Consider the following 16,430-nt stretch of genomic DNA (forward strand, 5'->3'; position numbering starts at 1 on the left):
AATCGGGTGCGAAACTGCGTGCTTTCTTCATGGCGGCGGGATGCGGTGGCCCGCTGCAATGGACGTGCGACGTCGGCCCGTGAAGGGAGTGCCAGCGAATGAGTACCTTCGAACCCCTGTGCCATCGGCTCGACGGAGGCCTGCTGTCGCACGCGGGCACGACTCTCCAGGACGTGGTCGAGCAGTTGTCCGATGTGCTCCATCGTGCGGTGGCCGTGACGGCGGTGGATCGAGACGTCCCCGTCACGAGTGATCATGGGTCTGCTCAGCTCCGGCCCACTTTCGATGCGGGCGACGCCGCGCACATCTCCGACGGCACGACGGTGGACATCCACCACGGCCCGGACCTCGTCGGACGCCTGTGGATCGCATCTACGGGCAGGGTGACGTGGACGCACGCGCAGTATGAGGCGATCGATTCCGCAGTGGCCCTCGCTGCGCGGATCATCGGTGAGCGGTCCCCCCGGATGCCGTCCGATCGCGAGACGGTGATGGCTTCACTCCTCAGCGAGAACGAAGGCGATCGCCGGGCGGCATACGCGGCCGCGGTGAGCAAACGATGGCTGCAGCGCGGCGAGGGCACCGTGGTGCGTGCCCTGATGATCGACACAGCGGCAGGCGCCGTCGAACGCGTCGCGTTCGGCCGCGCACTCGCGACGCTCCGGCCTGTGCCTCTCTGGCTCGTCGCGGACCTCCGCGGCGTCCTGTACGTCGTCGGACCCCGTGTCGACGCCGCGACCGATCGCGCCCTCGCCGACGAAGGCGCTCGGCGGGGCATCCGCATTCTCGGTATCGGCACTGCTACGCCGCTTCGCACCGCCGACGATCTGAGGGCTGCCGCCGACCAGGCGGCTGCGGCCGCCGAGCTCTCGGCGTCGTTCGAGGAGTTCCAGCCTTCGGTCGATATCGCCGATCTCGGCGGGTGGACCCTGCTGAGCGCCGTCACGCGGGATCCCGCGTGGCTGCGCGTCATCTCTCCCGCCGCCGAAGCGCTCGTATCGCACGGCGATCAGACCCAGCGCCGCACGATCGAGACGCTGCTCGACGTGGGCGGGCAGGTCTCCGCCGCCTGCGAACTGCTGTTCCTGCACCGGACGACTCTGTACTACCGGCTGGAGAAGATGCCCGAGGTCGTACGCGACGCGATGGCGGACGGCATGAAGAGGAGCACTCTCCACCTGGCTCTGAAGCTCGTGCGCCTCTGGGAGTCGACCGGCCGGATCTGACGCGCGACGGGTGATCGGAGCCGTGCGAAGCACCTAGTCGTCGGCGAGCGAGTCCAGCAGTGACGCCGAAGGCGCGAAGAAGACGCTGCCGGTGAGGGGGGTCGAAAAGTCCAGTAGGCGGTCGTGGATGCCGGGGGGCTCACCGATGAACATGCGCTCCAGCATCCTCTCGATCACCCAGAGGTGGCGCGCATACCCGATGAAGTATGTGCCGAACTCGCCCGACCCGGGGGCGCCGAAGGGCATGTTGTCGCGGAGGATGTCGTGTTCGCCGGCATCGTCGACGATCGTCGCGAGCGTCTTGTGCGATTTCTGGCCGTCGACGGCGTCGTCGAGCTCGATGTTGTCGGCTTTCGTGCGCCCCATGATCGCTTCCTGCTGCTCGGTGGTGAGCGCGTTCCAGGCGGCGAGCGGGTGCACGTACTTCTGGACCACGACGTACGTACCGCCCGCGGCATCCGGGTCTTCCTCGCCGACGAGCGTCGCTTCGGGGAGTGCCTGGCCGACGGGATTCGCTGTGCCGTCCACGAATCCGAGCAGATCCCGCACGTCGAAGTAGCGGAAGCCCACGGTCTCGTCGGCCACCGCGACCGCGTCGCCGAACGCGCCGAGCAGTTGGCGTTCGAGCTCGAAGCAGAGGTCGCGCCGGTCGGAGCGGATGTGCAGGAGGATGTCGCCGGGAGTCGCAACCGCCGTGTGGACGGCGCCGCGAACCGGCCGGAACTCGTGCAGCTCGGCGGGTCTGGGCAGGCCGGTCACGGCATCCCATACCCGGCTCCCGACCGCCACAGTGCACGAGAGCGACGCACCGAGATCGCGGAACGCGACGTTCTTCTGCACGTCGGACACGCTGCCGAGGGCATTCTTCACGGCGGCGTACGCCTCGGCCGTGTCGGCGACGGTCAGCACGAGGAACACCGCAGAGTCCGTGAGCGGCGCGTCAACGCTCTGCGGCTCGATCGGAACGCGTCGCGAAGGAGAAGACATGCTCATCGAGGGACACCTTTCCTGCAGGGTTCGGCGTGGCGCAGCGCACAAGCACAAGCACATGCACAGGGCACGAGGGACGACACGGCCGTTACCCTGTCATTCTCCTGGACGGGCGTGCGACAGATCCCGAAGACACTTTCAACATTCGCAGGAGATCGGGCCACGCGGCGGGGAGCATTCTGGAATGCTGAACGCACTGCCGAGAAGCCGAGGAGCAGACACCGTGGATTCCACCGACCCGACCGTCCCGCACCACGAGACCCCCACCCTGGGAAACCCCGATCTTCCTCCCGAGGGTGAATCGAACACGGCCGACGATCCGAAGAGCACGCTCATGACGGGGCCGCAGAACCGGGTCATCGAGAGCCAGTTCCCGAATCAGATGGATGCTCCGGGCACCGACATCAGCACCCAGGCGTTCTTCTGGTCGTCGTTCAACATCTCGCCGCGTCGGGTGCAGCGCGGTGGGTGGGCTCGCGAGCTGACGAAGCAGGACTTCGCGATCTCGGAAGAGATCGCCGGGGTGAACATGTATTTGGAGGCGGGCGGCATCCGCGAGCTGCACTGGCACCAGACGGCCGAGTGGGCGGTGATGACGCGGGGCAGATGCCGCGTCACCACCCTGAGCCGGAGCGGACGGGCGAGCGTCGAAGACGTCGAAGAGGGCGACCTGTGGTTCTTCCCCGCCGGCACTCCGCACTCTCTGCAGGGTCTCGGGCCCGACGGCGCCGAATTCGTGCTCGCCTTCGACGACGGCGATCAGTCCGAGAGCAACACGCTTCTTCTCACCGACTGGTTCGCACACACCCCGCCCGAGGTGCTCGCCAAGAACTTCGGCGTCTCGCTGGGGGTGTTCAGCGGCATACCGCTCCACAACCTCTGGATCTTCCCGGGGACGGAGCCCGGCGAGCTCGCCGCCGACCAAGAGGCAGCCGGCGTCGAGTGGGGCGCGGCCGAGCCGATCATCTTCCGTCTTTCACGGTCGACGCCCCTGCACAAGAACAGCGGCGGCAGCATACAGATCGCCGACAGCACGAACTTCCCGCTCTCGAATACCATCGCGGCGGCGCTGGTCACCGTCGAACCCGGGTCGATGCGAGAACTCCACTGGCACCCGAACGCCGACGAATGGCAGTACTACCTGCGCGGTTCGGCGCGCATGACCGTCTTCAACACCGGCCCCCATGCCAACACCACCGACTTCCGGGCGGGCGACGTGGGCGTGGTCAAGAAGAACTACGGTCACTACATCGAGAACACCGGCGACGACGTGCTCCAGTTCCTCGAGGTCTTCAAAGCCGACAAGTACGAAGAGATCTCGCTCGCGAACTGGCTGAGCCACGTGCCCCCCGCCCTCCTGGCCGCACACCTCAACATCGACGAGGCCACGCTCGCGACATTCCCGCGGGGCACGCAGGGCATCACTCCGCTGCGAGCGGCCTCAGAGTGAGCGCTCCTGGCGACGCATGACGATCGCGGCCGACACGGTGGCGATCACCGCGAGGGCGATGAACGGCAGCAGCACGGCGATGGGCGGAGCGAACAGCAGCGACACACCCACCACGAGAACAGGGATGGCCAGCCCCGCGTATGCGATGAGGAATATGAGGGCCAGCGTTTCGCCCTTGCGCTCCGGCTCCGCAACGCGCGCCGCGGTGGCGATGGCCCCTTTGAAGAGCACCCCGACGCCGAGGCCCGCGATCGCACCGCCCGCGATGAAGATGACCAACTCGGCCGCGACCGCCCCCGCGGCGACGGCGGCGAGGCCGACCGCGCACGCTGCCGCGGCGATCGCCAGCTGCGTGCGCACGCGGAGAGGCCCGAAGACCACCTGGCCGACCGCGGCGGCGGCGAAGACGACGAAGGCGGTCGCTCCGGCAAGCAGATGATCGTTCTCGTGGAATGACAGCGAGAGGAACGTCGGCGCCAGAGAGGTGAACAGGCCGAAGACCGCGAAGCCGGCGAACGCCGCGAATCCCGCGGCGACGAATGCTGATCGGGATCCCCGAGGAGCCGAGAGCCGCTGCGGCCGATAGGTCACCGGCGCGGTCGGAGCATCGACGGTCTCAGGAACGCACATCAGGATGATGGCCGCCGCGAGGAGGAGGACGAGGAAGACGACGTTCGGGAGCACGAGCGGCGCGGGCAGGAACTCCGCGAACAGACCGCCGATCAGCGGACCGAGCGCCAGCCCCCCGAGGTTCGCGGCTCCGGCGACGGACGCGGCGATGATCCTGTTCTCGTCAGGCTTGGCGACGGATCGCAGCTCACCCAAGTGCGCCGTCGCCGTCGCGGTGAGGATGCCGATGCTGGCGCCGTTGACCAGACGGGCGACGATGAGGCCTGGGACTTCAGGCCACAGCAGGAAGAGCACGGCGGACAGCGCTGACACCAGGACCGCGACCACCAGCATCCGTCTTCTGCCGAGCCAGTCGCTGACGTGACCGAGGAAGTACAGGCTGATGACCACCCCGACGGCGTACGCGGCGAAGATCACCGTGATCGTGGACACCGGGAATCCGTCGCGCTCCTCGTAGAGCGGGTAGAGCGGCGTCGGCACGGTCGAGTAGGCCATCACTGTCAGGAAGACAGCGGTGACGATCCAGAACCCCGCTCCGTGACGGACGGGCGGGAGGGCGCTCCAGCGACGGACGGGCGTCGTGTCGGTCATGTCCGGGCCGCCTTTCTCTCTCGCTGTCGACGCTATCGCCCACGACGGCGTCGACGCTCGACAGATGTCGACATGTCGGTCGGCTGCGCCCACACCGTTGCTACTGCGTTCGAGCGCGCCGCTCAGCGACGATGCGGTCGCGGATGACCCGCAGAACGTGCGCGTCCTCCTCCTTCGATCCGAGCACCTCCAGAGCGGCGTCGATGTCGTCCTCCGCGCGCGCGGTATCGCCGGCCAGCATGTGCGCCTTGATGCGACGCCGAAGGCTCATCGCGATGCGTGCGCCGTCCGAGAGGTCTTCGGCGATCGCCAGGGCGTGGGATGCCGCGTCGACCGCATCGCCGTTGCGATCCAGGTCGAGATATGAATCCGCGAGCACGATGTAGGTCGAGTACTCCGCGATGCGCCCCGCCAATCCGCGGCCCTGCCGCCGATCGTCCGAGAGGACGGAAAGCACGCCCTCCACCTCGCGGATCCCCTCCTCGTGCTTGCCCTGCGCCTGCAGCAGCGTCGCCAGCATGACGATCGCGAGCGCGAGATCACCGTCGTTGCGGGCTCGGCGGAAACACGCGACGGAGGCCCGGGCATCCTCGGCCCCCTCGGTGAAGCGCTCGATCTTCCAGTGCGCCCACGCCACGTAGTAGTGCGCCCACCCCTGCTGGGTGTCGTCGCCGATCGCCTCCGCCACCGCGAGCGCTTCGCGGGCGGTGATCAGGGCCTGGTCGAAATCGCCGACCTCGACGATCTCGGTCCAGGCCACGTATCCCAGATGTGTCGCCTCCATGAGTCCGTCGCCGAGAGCGCGCGCGGACGTGACGGCGAGGGAGAAGAACTCGTGCCAGACGCCCCATTGGATCCAGACATCCGAGAACCAGTGCAGCGAGTCGGCGACGTCGACGACGCGCGCGTGATCGCCGAGAGCGGCGGCCTGCCGTATCGCCGGCCACCAGTGACCCACCTCGCCGCGGATCCAGTCCCCCGCGGCGTCGCGGTCGTGGAACACCGCTTTCCCGGGGATCAGGTCGGGCTCGCGCGTCGGCTCGAACCAGGCACCGGCTCGCTCGAGCGTCGTGAGCAGCCAGTCGCGGAGGCGACTGCGACGAGCCTGCACACCTGCCGAGCCGAGCTCACGATGCAGCCGATCGAGGACGAACAGCCGGAGCAGGTCGTGCAGACGGAACCTGTCGGCGCCTCGTGCCTCGAGGAGTCCCAGGTCGGTCAGGTCTTCGAGCTGCGCCTCGGTGTCATCGCGATCCTTCCCCACGATCGCGGCGGCGAGCCCCGCGTCGAACGTGCCGCCGTCGATGATCGATATGGCTCGGAACAGCCCGGCCGTCTCGGGCTCGACGTCGTCGTACGACAGCGAGATGGCCGCTTCCACGGCGAGGTCGCCGGCCACGAGCAGACGCAGACGGTTCTCTTCGGACTGGAGGCGCTTCAAGAAGTCGGCTGCCCGCAACGCGGGGCGACTGGCGATGCGGTTGCCGACGATCCGCAGCGCCAGAGGCGTGTCTTCGCAGACAGCGGCGAGCCCGGCCACCGCGCGAGGATCGCGCTGGGAGTCGGGGATCAGATGCTCGAGCAGGCGGACGCTGTCGGTGCGCCCGAGCGGGCCGAGCAGCATTCGGCGCACGTCTTCGAGCCCGGCGAGGCTGCGGCGCGAGGTGATGACGATCGCGCTGCGCGGTCCGATCCCGAGCACGGCGCGCACCTGGGATTCGCTGGCGGCGTTGTCCAGCAGCACGGCGACGGGGGCCGATGCCGTGGCCGTCCGCCACATCCGCACGGCGTCGCTGACCGTGGTCGGGGTCTTCAGTTCGCTCCCCGGGAGTTGCCGCAGCAACGCGCTCAGGACCTGGAGGGGCGTCAGAGGCAGAGCGCTGAAACCGTCGAGATCGACGAAGAGGGTCCTCGTCCAGCGATCGGCGGCGCGATGGACCGCCTCCCAGGCGATCGTCGTCTTGCCGAAACCCGGAGGCCCGGTGATGAGGACCGCCGGCGCGGATGCCGCATCCTCCGTGTCGACGTCGAGCAGCCCGAGCACCGACGCGACCTCGTGCTGCCTCCCCGTGAAATCGCCGACCCGCTGCGGTGCGAACGACGCGCTCGACGCGCCGGCGACTGACTCGCGCCGGCTCGCTCGGGCTGCCCGCAGGAAGGTCTGACGCTGCGCCTCATCGATCCCGAGTCCCCGAGCCAGCGCGTCCACCGTCGCGCGTCGCGGGGCGAGGCTGACCCCCCGTTCGATGTCGCTGATCGTGCGTTCGCTGACCCCGCTGCGCTCGGCGAGCGCTTCCAGAGTGAGGTCGGCCGCCCGTCTGAGTTCGCGAACGCGAGCGCCGAAGCCCGGGGTATCGGTCATCGTCTGCCAGTACGGCGGCCGGTGAAGCCCATGATCGTCACGCTCGACATTCTCAGATCTACGCGTTCGCGCGCAACCTCACGCGGCCCGCGCCCGATGGTGACAGAGTCGTTCGGACGGTCCGGATCAGCTCCAGGCGCTCCGGCGCAGCAGGCGCAGTCCGTTGAGCGCGACGATGACGGTCGATCCCTCGTGCCCGGCCACGGCGAGAGGCAGAGGCAGAGTCGCGATGAGATCCCACACGACCAGCACGGTGATGAAGGCGGCGGCGACGATCAGGTTCGCCACGACGTAGCGACGGGCCTTCCGCGACAGCGCGATCACACTCGGAACGGCCGAGAGCTCGTCGCGGATGATGACGGCATCGGCGGTCTCGAGCGCGATGTCGGATCCGTGGCGGCCCATGGCGATCCCGGTGCTCGCCGCGGCGAGCGCGGGGGCATCGTTGACGCCGTCGCCGACGATCATCACGGTGGCGCCGCCTGCTTCGAGCGCGGCGATCACCGTGGCCTTGTCGGCGGGCAGCAGGCGCGCGTGCACGACGGAGATGCCGGTGCGGGCGGCGATGTCGGCGGCCGTCCTGTCGTTGTCGCCCGTGAGGAGGTGCACGGGATGCTCGGTGATCGCCGTCGTTCGCGCAACGGTGGCCGCAGCATCCGCCCGCAATGCGTCGTCGAGGGTCAGCGTGCCGATGGGTTCGTCGTCCACGAGCACGTCGACGACGGTGCCGAGCGTCTCTGCCTCGCCCGGAGCCTGCGACACCCGTACGAGACGGGCACCCACCCGCCCCTCCACCCCGTGGCCCGGCAGGGCACGGAAGTTCCGGGCGGCGGCGACGTCCGCGCCGGCCGCCCGCGCGATCGCCCGGCCGACCGGGTGCTCGCTGTGCTGCTCGACGGCGGCCGCGAGTGCCAACACCGTCTCGGGCGTGTGACCCGCGAGGGCCGTCACATCACGGACGACCGGCGCGCCCTGGGTGAGGGTTCCGGTCTTGTCGAAGGCGACCAGGTCGGTGCGGCCCAGGCGCTCCATGACCGTCGCCGACTTCACGAGCACGCCGTGCCGACCCGCGTTCGCGATCGACGCCAGCAGAGGCGGCATCGTCGAAAGCACGACCGCACACGGCGACGCGACGATCATGAAGGTGATCGCGCGCAAGAGGGCCGCGGTGAAGTCCTCGCCGAAGGCCAGGGGGACGGCGAACACCAGCAGGGTCGCGACGACGACCCCGATCGAGTACCGCTGCTCGACCTTCTCGATGAACATCTGGCGCTGCGACGTGGTCTCGGACGCCTCGGCCACCAGGGCGACGACGCGGGCGATCACCGACTCGCTCGCCGGCCGAGTCACACGCACGACCAGCGAACCGGTGCCGTTCACCGTGCCCGACAGCACCTCTTCGCCCTCCGCCCGTCGCACGGGCATCGACTCGCCGGTCACCGCCGCCTGATCCACCTCGCTCACGCCTTCGACCACGATCCCGTCGCCGCCGATGCGCTCCCCCGGTCTGATCAGGATGAGGTCGCCTGTCACGAGCTCGGAGGTCGCCACGACCTGCAGGCCGTCAGCGTCGCCGGTGCGGGTCATCCGGGTCGCGCGTTCGGGGGCGAGGGTCAGCAGACTCCCCACCGAGTCGGCCGTGCGCTGAGTCACGAGCGCCTCGAGCGCGCCACTCGTCGCGAAGATCACGATCAGCAGCGCTCCATCGAAGACCTGCCCGATGGATGCCGCGGCGATCGCCGCCACGATCATGAGCAGGTCGACATCCAGCACCCTCTCGCGCAGCGCTGAGATTCCGGCCCTCGCCGGCTCCCACCCGCCGGCGAGGTAGCACGCCAGGTACAGGCTCCACCACAGGGGTGCCGGGGCATCCGCCAGCTGGAGCGCCCACGCGACGACGAAGAGGGCGAGTGCCAGAGCCGCCCATCGCACCTCCGGCAGCCGGGCCCCCGTGACGAAGATCGACGGCGGCTTGGCGAGGGTGCGCCCACCCTCGCGGAGCGGGGTCTCGAGCAGCACGCTCATACAGTGTGCGCCGCGCCGGGCCGCTCCGAAATGACCGGCCCCGAGTCGCCGTGGTGGTGACGCGGCAGACCCCCGAGGCTGTGCTCGGCCTGGAAGATCGCATCGCGTATGAGCTGCGACGCGTGCTCGTTCTCGAGCCGGTAGTACACGCGGGTGCCCTCCTGCCGCGTCGCCACGATGCGTGCGAGACGGAGCTTCGCCAGGTGCTGCGACACGGATGCGGGGGTCTTCTCGACCGCCTCGGCGAGATCGTTCACCGACAGCTCGCCCGCCTCACGCAACGCGAGGATGATGCGAATCCGCGTGGCATCCGCCAGCATCGCGAAGATCTCGACCGAGAGCTCGACGAAGTCGCTCTGAGGGTGACGGCCGCAAATCCTATTATCCGCATTCATATGCAGATTATAGCCGTGGACCCAGCTTCGTCGCGCTTGTCCGGTAGGTGGTCGCCGGTGCGCTGCGGTGCGACCAATTTACGGTCACGAACTCCGGGGCGCCGCCGCATCTTCCTCGAACCTCGCGCGCGACCTTCGACATACGCCGAAGCCGCGACCTGCCGGTCGGGAGTATCTTCGACCCCGACGGGAATCACACACGGCCGGGCATGACGGAGGGAACCCGTATGAGCGAGAGCAACGCAGCGAGCCCCGACGACTTGACGGGGACGGTGGACGAGTGGATCGCGCAACTTGCCGAGCTCGAAGCCCAGGGCGTGACACTGCCTGCGGAATGGCTGCGGCGTCAGCTCGGTGCGGCGCTCACCGCGTGGGCCGATGCTGAGTCTCGCATCGACATTGACAAAGAGGCGCGAGAGGACTACTAGCCGGTCGCGCAACAGGGTCAGCGTGCGTCGTCCACCATTGTGACGACGCAGTCGCGTACGCAGCTCGTCAGCTCGCTCAGGCCGCTGGTGACATGGCCCAGCAGCACAAGATCGCCGTCAGGGGTACCCGGGCCGTCGGTCAGGAACACCACAACGGTCTGCTCCGTTGACGCGTAGGCGACATCGCCGGCGCGGTGCTCGTTCATCCGAGTCTTCCCGCGAATGGTCAGTGGCGCGGACAGCGGCGCGAACTCGGCGATGCCCATCCGGTCGGCGAAAGTGAGCGAGAGCGGCAGCTGCCGCAGGAGATCGGCTCCCCCGATCGATGGCGTGACCGTCATCTCCACGATGGGCTGCTCGGCGTCGACGGCAGGGACGAGTGCCGGTGCGGACAGGATCATGACCGCCGTGGCCAGGGTGTTGAAGAGCCGTTGGATAGCGGGCCTGCGGAGAACGGGAGTGCGCATGGCTCAAGCAAACGGGTTCGCTCACCGGGGGACGAGTCCCTGACCTGACGTGCCCTGACAGGGCGTCCCGGTCGCGTCGAGGTCGCCTTACCCTGAGGTCATGGACAACCGTTCCGAGGTACGCGACTTTCTGATGTCGCGCCGCGCGCGGGTCGAGCCCGAGGACGTCGGTCTCGCTCGCGGGACGGACCGGCGTGTGCCGGGTCTGCGCCGTGGAGAGGCTGCGGCGCTCGCGGGGGTGAGCGTCGAGTATTACGCCCGGCTGGAACGTGGTGCTATCGCCGGCGCATCCGAGGCGGTTCTGGACGGGCTCGCGAAGGCACTGCAGATGGACGACGTCGAGCGCGAGTACCTCCGGCGGCTCGCCCACCAGGCGGGCGGGATCAAGACCGGAAGCCGCAGCCGCGCCACGCCCGCGCCGGCGTGGCGGCCATCGCCGAGCATCCAATGGTTCCTCAACTCGATGGAGTCTGCGGTCGCGATGATCGGCAACGGTCGGACGGACCTGCTGGCGTGGAACCCCTTAGGCGGCGCGCTCATGGAAGAGATGATCGTGTCGGCGACGACATCTCCGCCGAACTTCGCCCGCTTCATCTTCTTGGAACCCGTAGCCCGCCGCTTCTATCCCGATTGGGACGCGATCGCCGGCATCAACGTCGCCCAGTTGCGCACCGAGGCGGGCCGAGACCCGCACAGCAAGCAACTCCACGACCTCGTCGGCGAACTCTCCACCCGCAGCGACCAATTCCGACAGCTATGGGGCCGCCACGATGTGTGGGAACACCAGTCCGGCACGAAGCGGTTCCATCACCACACCGTCGGCGACCTGACGCTGCACTTCAACGGACTCGATCTCGTCGGCCACGAAGCCGTGCAGCTCACCGTGCTGACCGCCGAACCCGGCTCGTCCGATCACGAGGCGCTCCAACTCCTCGGCACCGTCACCGCCCCCGTCCGACGACCCGACGATGCCTCGCATCACCGATCGACGAGCCGATGAAGGCCAGCGTCCCTTTCTGCACCACCCGACCTGACGACCTGACCAGTTCCCGTCATGATCGCGGGCGGAACATCTCCATTCGAACCAGGGAAGAAGTCTCATGACCGGACCACGTCGTCCCGTCCGCATCGGCGTGCAGCTGCAGCCTCAGCACGCTATCTACGAGGCGATCCGGGAGAGGGCTGCCGAGCTCGACGACCTCGGCGTCGACATCCTCTTCAACTGGGATCATTTCTACCCGCTGAACGGCGACCCCTCCGGCATGCACTTCGAGTCGTGGACCATGCTCGCCGCACTCGCCGAGCAGACGCGGCGAGTGGAGCTCGGTGCCCTGGTGAACTGCAACAGCTACCGCAACGCCAACCTCCAGGCCGACATGGCGCGGACGATCGACCAGATCAGCGCCCACGGCACAGGCCGTGGGCGCTTCGTCTTCGGGACCGGATCCGGCTGGTTCGAGCGCGACTACGACGAGTACGGATACGAGTTCGGCACGGTGGGGCAGCGGCTGGATGCCCTCGCCCATAGCCTTCCCGTCATCGAGGACCGATGGACCAAACTCAATCCGCCTCCGACCAGAAAGATCCCGATCCTCATCGGCGGCGCCGGCGAGAAGAAGACGTTACGCATCGTCGCGGCGCACGCTGACATCTGGCACAGCTACAGCGACCTGCCCACCCTGGAGCGCAAACTCGCGATCCTCGGCGAGCACGGTCGTGCCGTAGGTCGCGACGTCTCTCGGATCGAGATCTCCGCAGGGGTTTTGGATTCCATCGCCCACCGGTCGTTTCAGGATGCCGATGAACTCCATGCGATGGGGACGACCCTCTTCACCATCGGGCTCTCCGGGCCCGACTACGACCTCGCCGTCGTGCACGACTGGCTTGCCTGGCGCGACCATAAGAACGCCCGGTAGCGCCAGCCCGGTGGGAGCGACGCAATGACCATCGTGGAGGTGCTGGGCTGGTTAGGCACCGTGACCGCCATCCTGCTCGGACTCCCCCAACTCGTCCGCCTCGCCCGTACCGGAAACGCCGAGGGGCTGTCGCTTCCCGCCTGGCAGGCGTTCCTCGCCGTCAACATCGGGTGGACGGCACACGGCATCACGATCGGGCAAGCCCCGCAGATCGTGGCCAGCGCGCTCTCGCTCGCCTCGACCGTCCCCATCCTCATCCTGCTCTCACGCCACCTCGGCAGAAGGATCTGGTCGACGCTCCTTCCCGGGCTCGTGCTGGCCGGAATCATGATCCTGGTCGATCAGCTGTTCGGCTCGGGAGCCTACGGAGCGATCGCGATCATTCCCGCCGTGCTGGCGAACGCGGGCCAGAGCGTCGCCCTCATCCGCTCGTCCCACGTTCGGGGCGTGTCCGCGCTCTTCCTCATCCTGGCTGTTCTCAACCAAGGCCTCTGGGTGACGTGGGCGATCCTCGTCGCGGACGCCGGGACGATCATCGCGGCAGGGATCACCGGGATGATCGCCCTCTTCAATCTGATCTGGTACGCGGGCCGTCGGCTCGGCATCCCGGCGTTGAGGCCGGAAGCCGTGCCCACAGCGCACTCGCGCACCGGCGATTCTCGAAAAGCCCCTCGGGGTTTCTCGAGAAGGACGGACGCCTCCTAGAAGGCGGCGACCCCTGCCTCGGCGACCGAGTGGTCCTGCTCGCCCGATCCGCCGCTGACCCCGACAGCACCGACGACGACGCCGTCGCGCGAGAGCGGGATGCCTCCGGCGAAGATCGCGACCTTGCCGCCGTTGGTGTTCTGGATGCCGAAGAACTGCTGACCCGGCTGCGAGTTGTCGCCGAGGTCCTTGGTGGAGATGTCGAACGCCTTCGAGGTCCAGGCCTTGTTGATCGAGATGTTGACGCTCCCGATCCAGGCGCCGTCCTGCCGGACGTGGGCGACCAGGTTTCCGCCGGAGTCGACGACGGCGATGTTCATGGGCTGGCCGATCTCGTCGGCCTTCTTCTCAGCGGCGGCGATGACGCGACGGGCGTCTTCGAGGGTGACGGTGGACATGGTTCTTCTCCTTGTATCGGATCGGGTGGTTCAGGCGGCGAGGTAGCCGTTGGGGTTGAGCACGTACTTCTTCGCGGCGCCCTGATCGAACTCCGCATAGCCCTGAGGCGCGTCCTCGAGCGAGATCGCGGTGGCGTTCACGGCCTTCGCGATCTGCACCTTGTCGTGCAGGATCGCCATCATCAGCTGGCGGTTGTACTTCATCACCGGGCACTGACCCGTCGCGAACGACAGAGACTTCGCCCAGCCGAGACCGAGCCGCAGCGACAGCGATCCGGTCTTCGCCGCCTCATCGATGCCGCCGGGGTCACCGGTCACGTACAGACCGGGGATGCCGAGGGCACCGCCGGCGGCGGTGATGGTCATGAGCGAGTTGAGCACCGTCGCGGGGGCCTCGTGCGAGGCATCCGCTCCGTGTCCGCGCGCCTCGAAGCCCACAGCATCCACTCCGCAGTCGACTTCGGGAACACCGAGGATCTGCTCGATCTGGTCGCCGGGGTCGCCCTTGGAGACGTCGACCGTCTCGCAGCCGAACGAGCGGGCCTGCGCGAGACGCTCCTCGTTGAGGTCGCCGACGATGACCACCGCCGCACCCAGCAGCTGCGCTCCGACCGCCGCGGCGAGGCCGACGGGCCCGGCGCCGGCGATGTACACCGTCGATCCGGGCTTGACGCCCGCCGTGTAGGCGCCGTGGAAGCCGGTGGGGAAGATGTCCGACAGCATGGTCAGGTCGAGGATCTTCTCGAGGGCCTGGTCACGGTCGGGGAACTTCAGCAGGTTCCAGTCGGCGTACGGCACGAGCACGTATTCGGCCTGACCGCCGACCCAGCCGCCCATGTCGACGTAGCCGTAGGCCGATCCGGGCCGGTCGGGATTGACGTTCAGGCAGATGCCGGTCTTGCCCTCTTTGCAGTTGCGGCACCGCCCGCAGGCGATGTTGAAGGGCACAGAACAGATGTCGCCGACTTTGATGAACTCGACCCCGGGGCCGACCTCGACCACCTCGCCGGTGATCTCGTGACCGAGCACGAGCCCCTCGGGGGCCGTCGTGCGTCCACGCACCATGTGCTGGTCCGACCCGCAGATGTTCGTGGTCACGGTGCGCAGGATCGCGCCGTGCGGCACCTTTCGACCGACGTTCGCCGGGTTGACCCCCGGCCCGTCTTTGAGCTCGAACTCCGGATAGGGAGTGTCGATCACCTCGACCACACCCGGTCCCTTGTATGCCACAGCCCTGTTCCCAGACATCTTCGTCCTCTCGCCGTCGGCTACTCTCGCCAGTTCGAGCTTGACCGATCCGTTGGAATGGGTCGATCCCCCACCGGGAGTGTCCGGACTACCCGAACGGGTGGGGCGGGGATACGGTGAGCGGATGGATGCTGTCCACTCCGGTCCGCCCGCCCGTTCGGTCCTGACGGTCGCGGGCCTCGGTGACCTCGTGGACATCATGCGCGCCCCGTCGCCGGGGCTTCCCGCCAGGCTCTCGACTCTGCTGGCGCCGTACCTGCCGCACTCCGCCCTCCTCGTGTTCGAGGCCGACGCCTCTGGGGGTCGACGGCGTGGCACCGGCGACGATGCGTTCGTCGACGGCGTCTCGTTCCTCGAACTGGATCAGCTCCGGCGCGTGATCCTCGCGCCCGGGAGCACCCGGCGAAGCATCCTGACCGACGCGACCGGGCCGCGCCCCACCCTCCAGGCGCTGTCCCGCACCGGTGCTCTGCTCGTGCTGGCCGACCCCGGATCGGACGACGTCGACGAGGTCGACCCGTTCGTCCTCCAGCTGTGGAACCTCATCGCGCTGCGCGTTCAAGAACCGGCGGATGCCGCATCCCCCGACTATCTCCAACTCGCTCGGGCGACGTCAGGCGTGCGGATGGAAGCACTCACCGAGCTCGCCGACGAATACTCGACGACCCTCGAGTCCGTGCTCGCTGCGCTTCGCTCGACTGCGCTGGACGATCGAGCGGCGCGCCGCACGGCCACGGGCGTCGCCGCAGAGGGGCTCGTTCACCTTCGCACCGCGAGCGACCGGGTGCGCACCTTCACCGAGGAGCCGGTGACGACCGCGTTCGAGCGACTGCGCGACGATCTCCGCCCGCTCGTACGCTACCGAGATATCGAAGTGCAGTTCGTCGAGCCCCCGGTGGACGGCCGGCCGCTCCCGAGCGAAGTCGCCCATGGCGCTCGCGCCGTCGTCCGCGGCTCCATCCTGGCGCTGGTCGATGCCGCTGAGGTACGGCGGGTGCGCGTGCAATGGGACTGCGACGGCACCAATCTGCTGATCGACATGCGCGACGACGGCGCGGGGAGCCTGAACGACGCCAGTACTCAGCTGCAGCTCGTCCAGCAGCGCGTGCACGCCTTGAACGGGCGGCTCACCGTCGAGGCGACGCCGGGATGGGGCACGGAGATGTCGATCGCCATCCCGCTCGACCCGCCGCACTCGATCACGGCCACCGCGCCCGCCTGGGAGCTTCGACCACGTGAGGTCGACGTCCTCGAGCAGCTGGTCGCCGGGCGACGCAACCGGGCCATCGCAGAGCAACTCGGCATCAGCGAGAACACGGTGAAGTTCCACATCTCGCGGATCCTCCGCAAGCTGGAGGTCGGCTCCCGTGCCGAGGTGGTCGCGAGAGTCCTCGCGAGCCGCGGCGATGGCTGATCGCACTCACTCGATGCTGCTCGTCCCATCCCCGTCCTAGAGCTACGCCATCAAACGCGGGTGCGTGGATGCCCGCCGCACAGAGGGGCATCCGCGCTTCTGACGACGACGACGCAGGCTACGGGAGAGCGTTTTCGCATATCGTCCTGCAATCGAGCGTGCGTGCGGACCCGGCGCCCGTTCGG

The 16,430-nt window shown here is 68.3% G+C and carries 15 protein-coding genes; 7 read left to right on the forward strand and 8 right to left on the reverse strand.

Annotation, left to right across the window (positions count from 1 at the left end):
- Nucleotides 1-98 precede the first annotated feature (98 nt).
- A complete protein-coding gene (locus tag F6B43_RS11745; RefSeq protein WP_150449110.1) occupies nt 99-1,226 on the forward strand; it encodes a helix-turn-helix domain-containing protein in 1,128 nt (375 codons plus the stop codon).
- A 33-nt stretch (nt 1,227-1,259) separates the two neighbouring features.
- On the opposite strand, the gene F6B43_RS11750 is transcribed toward F6B43_RS11745, so the two are convergent.
- A complete protein-coding gene (locus F6B43_RS11750) occupies nt 1,260-2,219 on the reverse strand; it encodes a Dyp-type peroxidase (protein ID WP_246159918.1) in 960 nt (319 codons plus the stop codon).
- A gap of 220 nt (nt 2,220-2,439) precedes the next feature.
- On the opposite strand from F6B43_RS11750, the gene F6B43_RS11755 reads away from it, so the two are divergent.
- Nucleotides 2,440-3,666 carry a cupin domain-containing protein gene (locus tag F6B43_RS11755; RefSeq protein WP_246159919.1) on the forward strand — a complete coding sequence of 409 codons (1,227 nt, stop codon included), beginning with the start codon at nt 2,440-2,442 and terminating at the stop codon, nt 3,664-3,666.
- Here the strand turns inward: F6B43_RS11755 and F6B43_RS11760 are convergent.
- The 4 genes from F6B43_RS11760 to F6B43_RS11775 all read right to left on the reverse strand — a co-directional run bounded on the left by F6B43_RS11760 (nt 3,658) and on the right by F6B43_RS11775 (nt 9,669).
- Entirely contained in the window at nt 3,658-4,887 is a 1,230-nt protein-coding gene (locus F6B43_RS11760) for an MFS transporter (protein WP_150449112.1), read from the reverse strand. The two genes, F6B43_RS11755 and F6B43_RS11760, sit on opposite strands and share 9 nt — an antisense overlap.
- Before the next feature lie 100 nt (nt 4,888-4,987).
- Entirely contained in the window at nt 4,988-7,249 is a 2,262-nt protein-coding gene (locus F6B43_RS11765; protein ID WP_150449113.1) for a helix-turn-helix domain-containing protein, read from the reverse strand.
- A 126-nt stretch (nt 7,250-7,375) separates the two neighbouring features.
- Nucleotides 7,376-9,274 (reverse strand): heavy metal translocating P-type ATPase, encoded by a 1,899-nt coding sequence (locus F6B43_RS11770; RefSeq protein WP_150449114.1) that lies wholly within the window; start codon nt 9,272-9,274, stop codon nt 7,376-7,378.
- The gene (locus F6B43_RS11775) at nt 9,271-9,669 is read right to left on the reverse strand and encodes an ArsR/SmtB family transcription factor (RefSeq protein WP_150449115.1); all 399 of its coding nucleotides are present in this window, start codon (nt 9,667-9,669) and stop codon (nt 9,271-9,273) included. Before F6B43_RS11775 ends, F6B43_RS11770 begins: the two co-directional genes overlap by 4 nt.
- A 227-nt stretch (nt 9,670-9,896) precedes the next feature.
- Between F6B43_RS11775 and F6B43_RS11780 the strand changes: the two genes are divergently transcribed.
- Nucleotides 9,897-10,097: a hypothetical protein gene (locus tag F6B43_RS11780; RefSeq protein ID WP_150449116.1), complete on the forward strand. Its 201-nt coding sequence runs from the start codon at nt 9,897-9,899 to the stop codon at nt 10,095-10,097.
- 17 nt (nt 10,098-10,114) lie between these two features.
- On the opposite strand, the gene F6B43_RS11785 is transcribed toward F6B43_RS11780, so the two are convergent.
- Nucleotides 10,115-10,564: a cyclophilin-like fold protein gene (locus tag F6B43_RS11785; RefSeq protein ID WP_150449117.1), complete on the reverse strand. Its 450-nt coding sequence runs from the start codon at nt 10,562-10,564 to the stop codon at nt 10,115-10,117.
- A gap of 100 nt (nt 10,565-10,664) precedes the next feature.
- Between F6B43_RS11785 and F6B43_RS11790 the strand changes: the two genes are divergently transcribed.
- The 3 genes from F6B43_RS11790 (at nt 10,665) to F6B43_RS11800 (ending at nt 13,185) form a co-directional block, all read left to right on the forward strand.
- A complete protein-coding gene (locus tag F6B43_RS11790) occupies nt 10,665-11,564 on the forward strand; it encodes a helix-turn-helix transcriptional regulator (protein WP_150449118.1) in 900 nt (299 codons plus the stop codon).
- 100 nt (nt 11,565-11,664) lie between these two features.
- The gene (locus tag F6B43_RS11795) at nt 11,665-12,480 is read left to right on the forward strand and encodes an LLM class F420-dependent oxidoreductase (protein ID WP_150449119.1); all 816 of its coding nucleotides are present in this window, start codon (nt 11,665-11,667) and stop codon (nt 12,478-12,480) included.
- Between the two features lie 24 nt (nt 12,481-12,504).
- Nucleotides 12,505-13,185 (forward strand): SemiSWEET family sugar transporter, encoded by a 681-nt coding sequence (locus F6B43_RS11800; protein WP_150449120.1) that lies wholly within the window; start codon nt 12,505-12,507, stop codon nt 13,183-13,185.
- Here F6B43_RS11800 and F6B43_RS11805 read toward each other — a convergent pair.
- Together F6B43_RS11805 and fdhA are read right to left on the reverse strand one after the other, a co-directional pair.
- On the reverse strand, nt 13,182-13,583 hold the full coding sequence (locus tag F6B43_RS11805; protein WP_150449121.1) for a GlcG/HbpS family heme-binding protein: 402 nt from the start codon (nt 13,581-13,583) through the stop codon (nt 13,182-13,184). The genes F6B43_RS11800 and F6B43_RS11805 overlap by 4 nt on opposite strands.
- A gap of 30 nt (nt 13,584-13,613) precedes the next feature.
- On the reverse strand, nt 13,614-14,831 hold the full coding sequence (fdhA, locus tag F6B43_RS11810) for a formaldehyde dehydrogenase, glutathione-independent (RefSeq protein ID WP_150449122.1): 1,218 nt from the start codon (nt 14,829-14,831) through the stop codon (nt 13,614-13,616).
- A gap of 124 nt (nt 14,832-14,955) precedes the next feature.
- Between fdhA and F6B43_RS11815 the strand changes: the two genes are divergently transcribed.
- Entirely contained in the window at nt 14,956-16,245 is a 1,290-nt protein-coding gene (locus F6B43_RS11815) for a helix-turn-helix transcriptional regulator (RefSeq protein WP_150449123.1), read from the forward strand.
- Nucleotides 16,246-16,430 lie beyond the last annotated feature (185 nt).

This window comes from Microbacterium rhizomatis (genome assembly GCF_008710745.1).
GTDB classification, from domain to species: Bacteria; Actinomycetota; Actinomycetes; order Actinomycetales; family Microbacteriaceae; genus Microbacterium; species Microbacterium rhizomatis.

What these genes read in the sequence shown, in the direction of transcription:
- F6B43_RS11805 (WP_150449121.1), bottom strand. Translation starts at nt 13,583, where the DNA reads ATGTCCACCGTCACCCTCGAAGACGCCCGTCGCGTCATCGCCGCCGCT.
- F6B43_RS11760 (WP_150449112.1), bottom strand. Translation starts at nt 4,887, where the DNA reads ATGACCGACACGACGCCCGTCCGTCGCTGGAGCGCCCTCCCGCCCGTC.
- F6B43_RS11780 (WP_150449116.1), top strand. Translation starts at nt 9,897, where the DNA reads ATGAGCGAGAGCAACGCAGCGAGCCCCGACGACTTGACGGGGACGGTG.
- F6B43_RS11770 (WP_150449114.1), bottom strand. Translation starts at nt 9,274, where the DNA reads ATGAGCGTGCTGCTCGAGACCCCGCTCCGCGAGGGTGGGCGCACCCTC.
- F6B43_RS11745 (WP_150449110.1), top strand. Translation starts at nt 99, where the DNA reads ATGAGTACCTTCGAACCCCTGTGCCATCGGCTCGACGGAGGCCTGCTG.
- F6B43_RS11815 (WP_150449123.1), top strand. Translation starts at nt 14,956, where the DNA reads ATGGATGCTGTCCACTCCGGTCCGCCCGCCCGTTCGGTCCTGACGGTC.
- F6B43_RS11785 (WP_150449117.1), bottom strand. Translation starts at nt 10,564, where the DNA reads ATGCGCACTCCCGTTCTCCGCAGGCCCGCTATCCAACGGCTCTTCAAC.
- F6B43_RS11750 (WP_246159918.1), bottom strand. Translation starts at nt 2,219, where the DNA reads ATGAGCATGTCTTCTCCTTCGCGACGCGTTCCGATCGAGCCGCAGAGC.
- F6B43_RS11775 (WP_150449115.1), bottom strand. Translation starts at nt 9,669, where the DNA reads ATGAATGCGGATAATAGGATTTGCGGCCGTCACCCTCAGAGCGACTTC.
- F6B43_RS11790 (WP_150449118.1), top strand. Translation starts at nt 10,665, where the DNA reads ATGGACAACCGTTCCGAGGTACGCGACTTTCTGATGTCGCGCCGCGCG.
- F6B43_RS11765 (WP_150449113.1), bottom strand. Translation starts at nt 7,249, where the DNA reads ATGACCGATACCCCGGGCTTCGGCGCTCGCGTTCGCGAACTCAGACGG.
- F6B43_RS11800 (WP_150449120.1), top strand. Translation starts at nt 12,505, where the DNA reads ATGACCATCGTGGAGGTGCTGGGCTGGTTAGGCACCGTGACCGCCATC.
- F6B43_RS11795 (WP_150449119.1), top strand. Translation starts at nt 11,665, where the DNA reads ATGACCGGACCACGTCGTCCCGTCCGCATCGGCGTGCAGCTGCAGCCT.
- fdhA (WP_150449122.1), bottom strand. Translation starts at nt 14,831, where the DNA reads ATGTCTGGGAACAGGGCTGTGGCATACAAGGGACCGGGTGTGGTCGAG.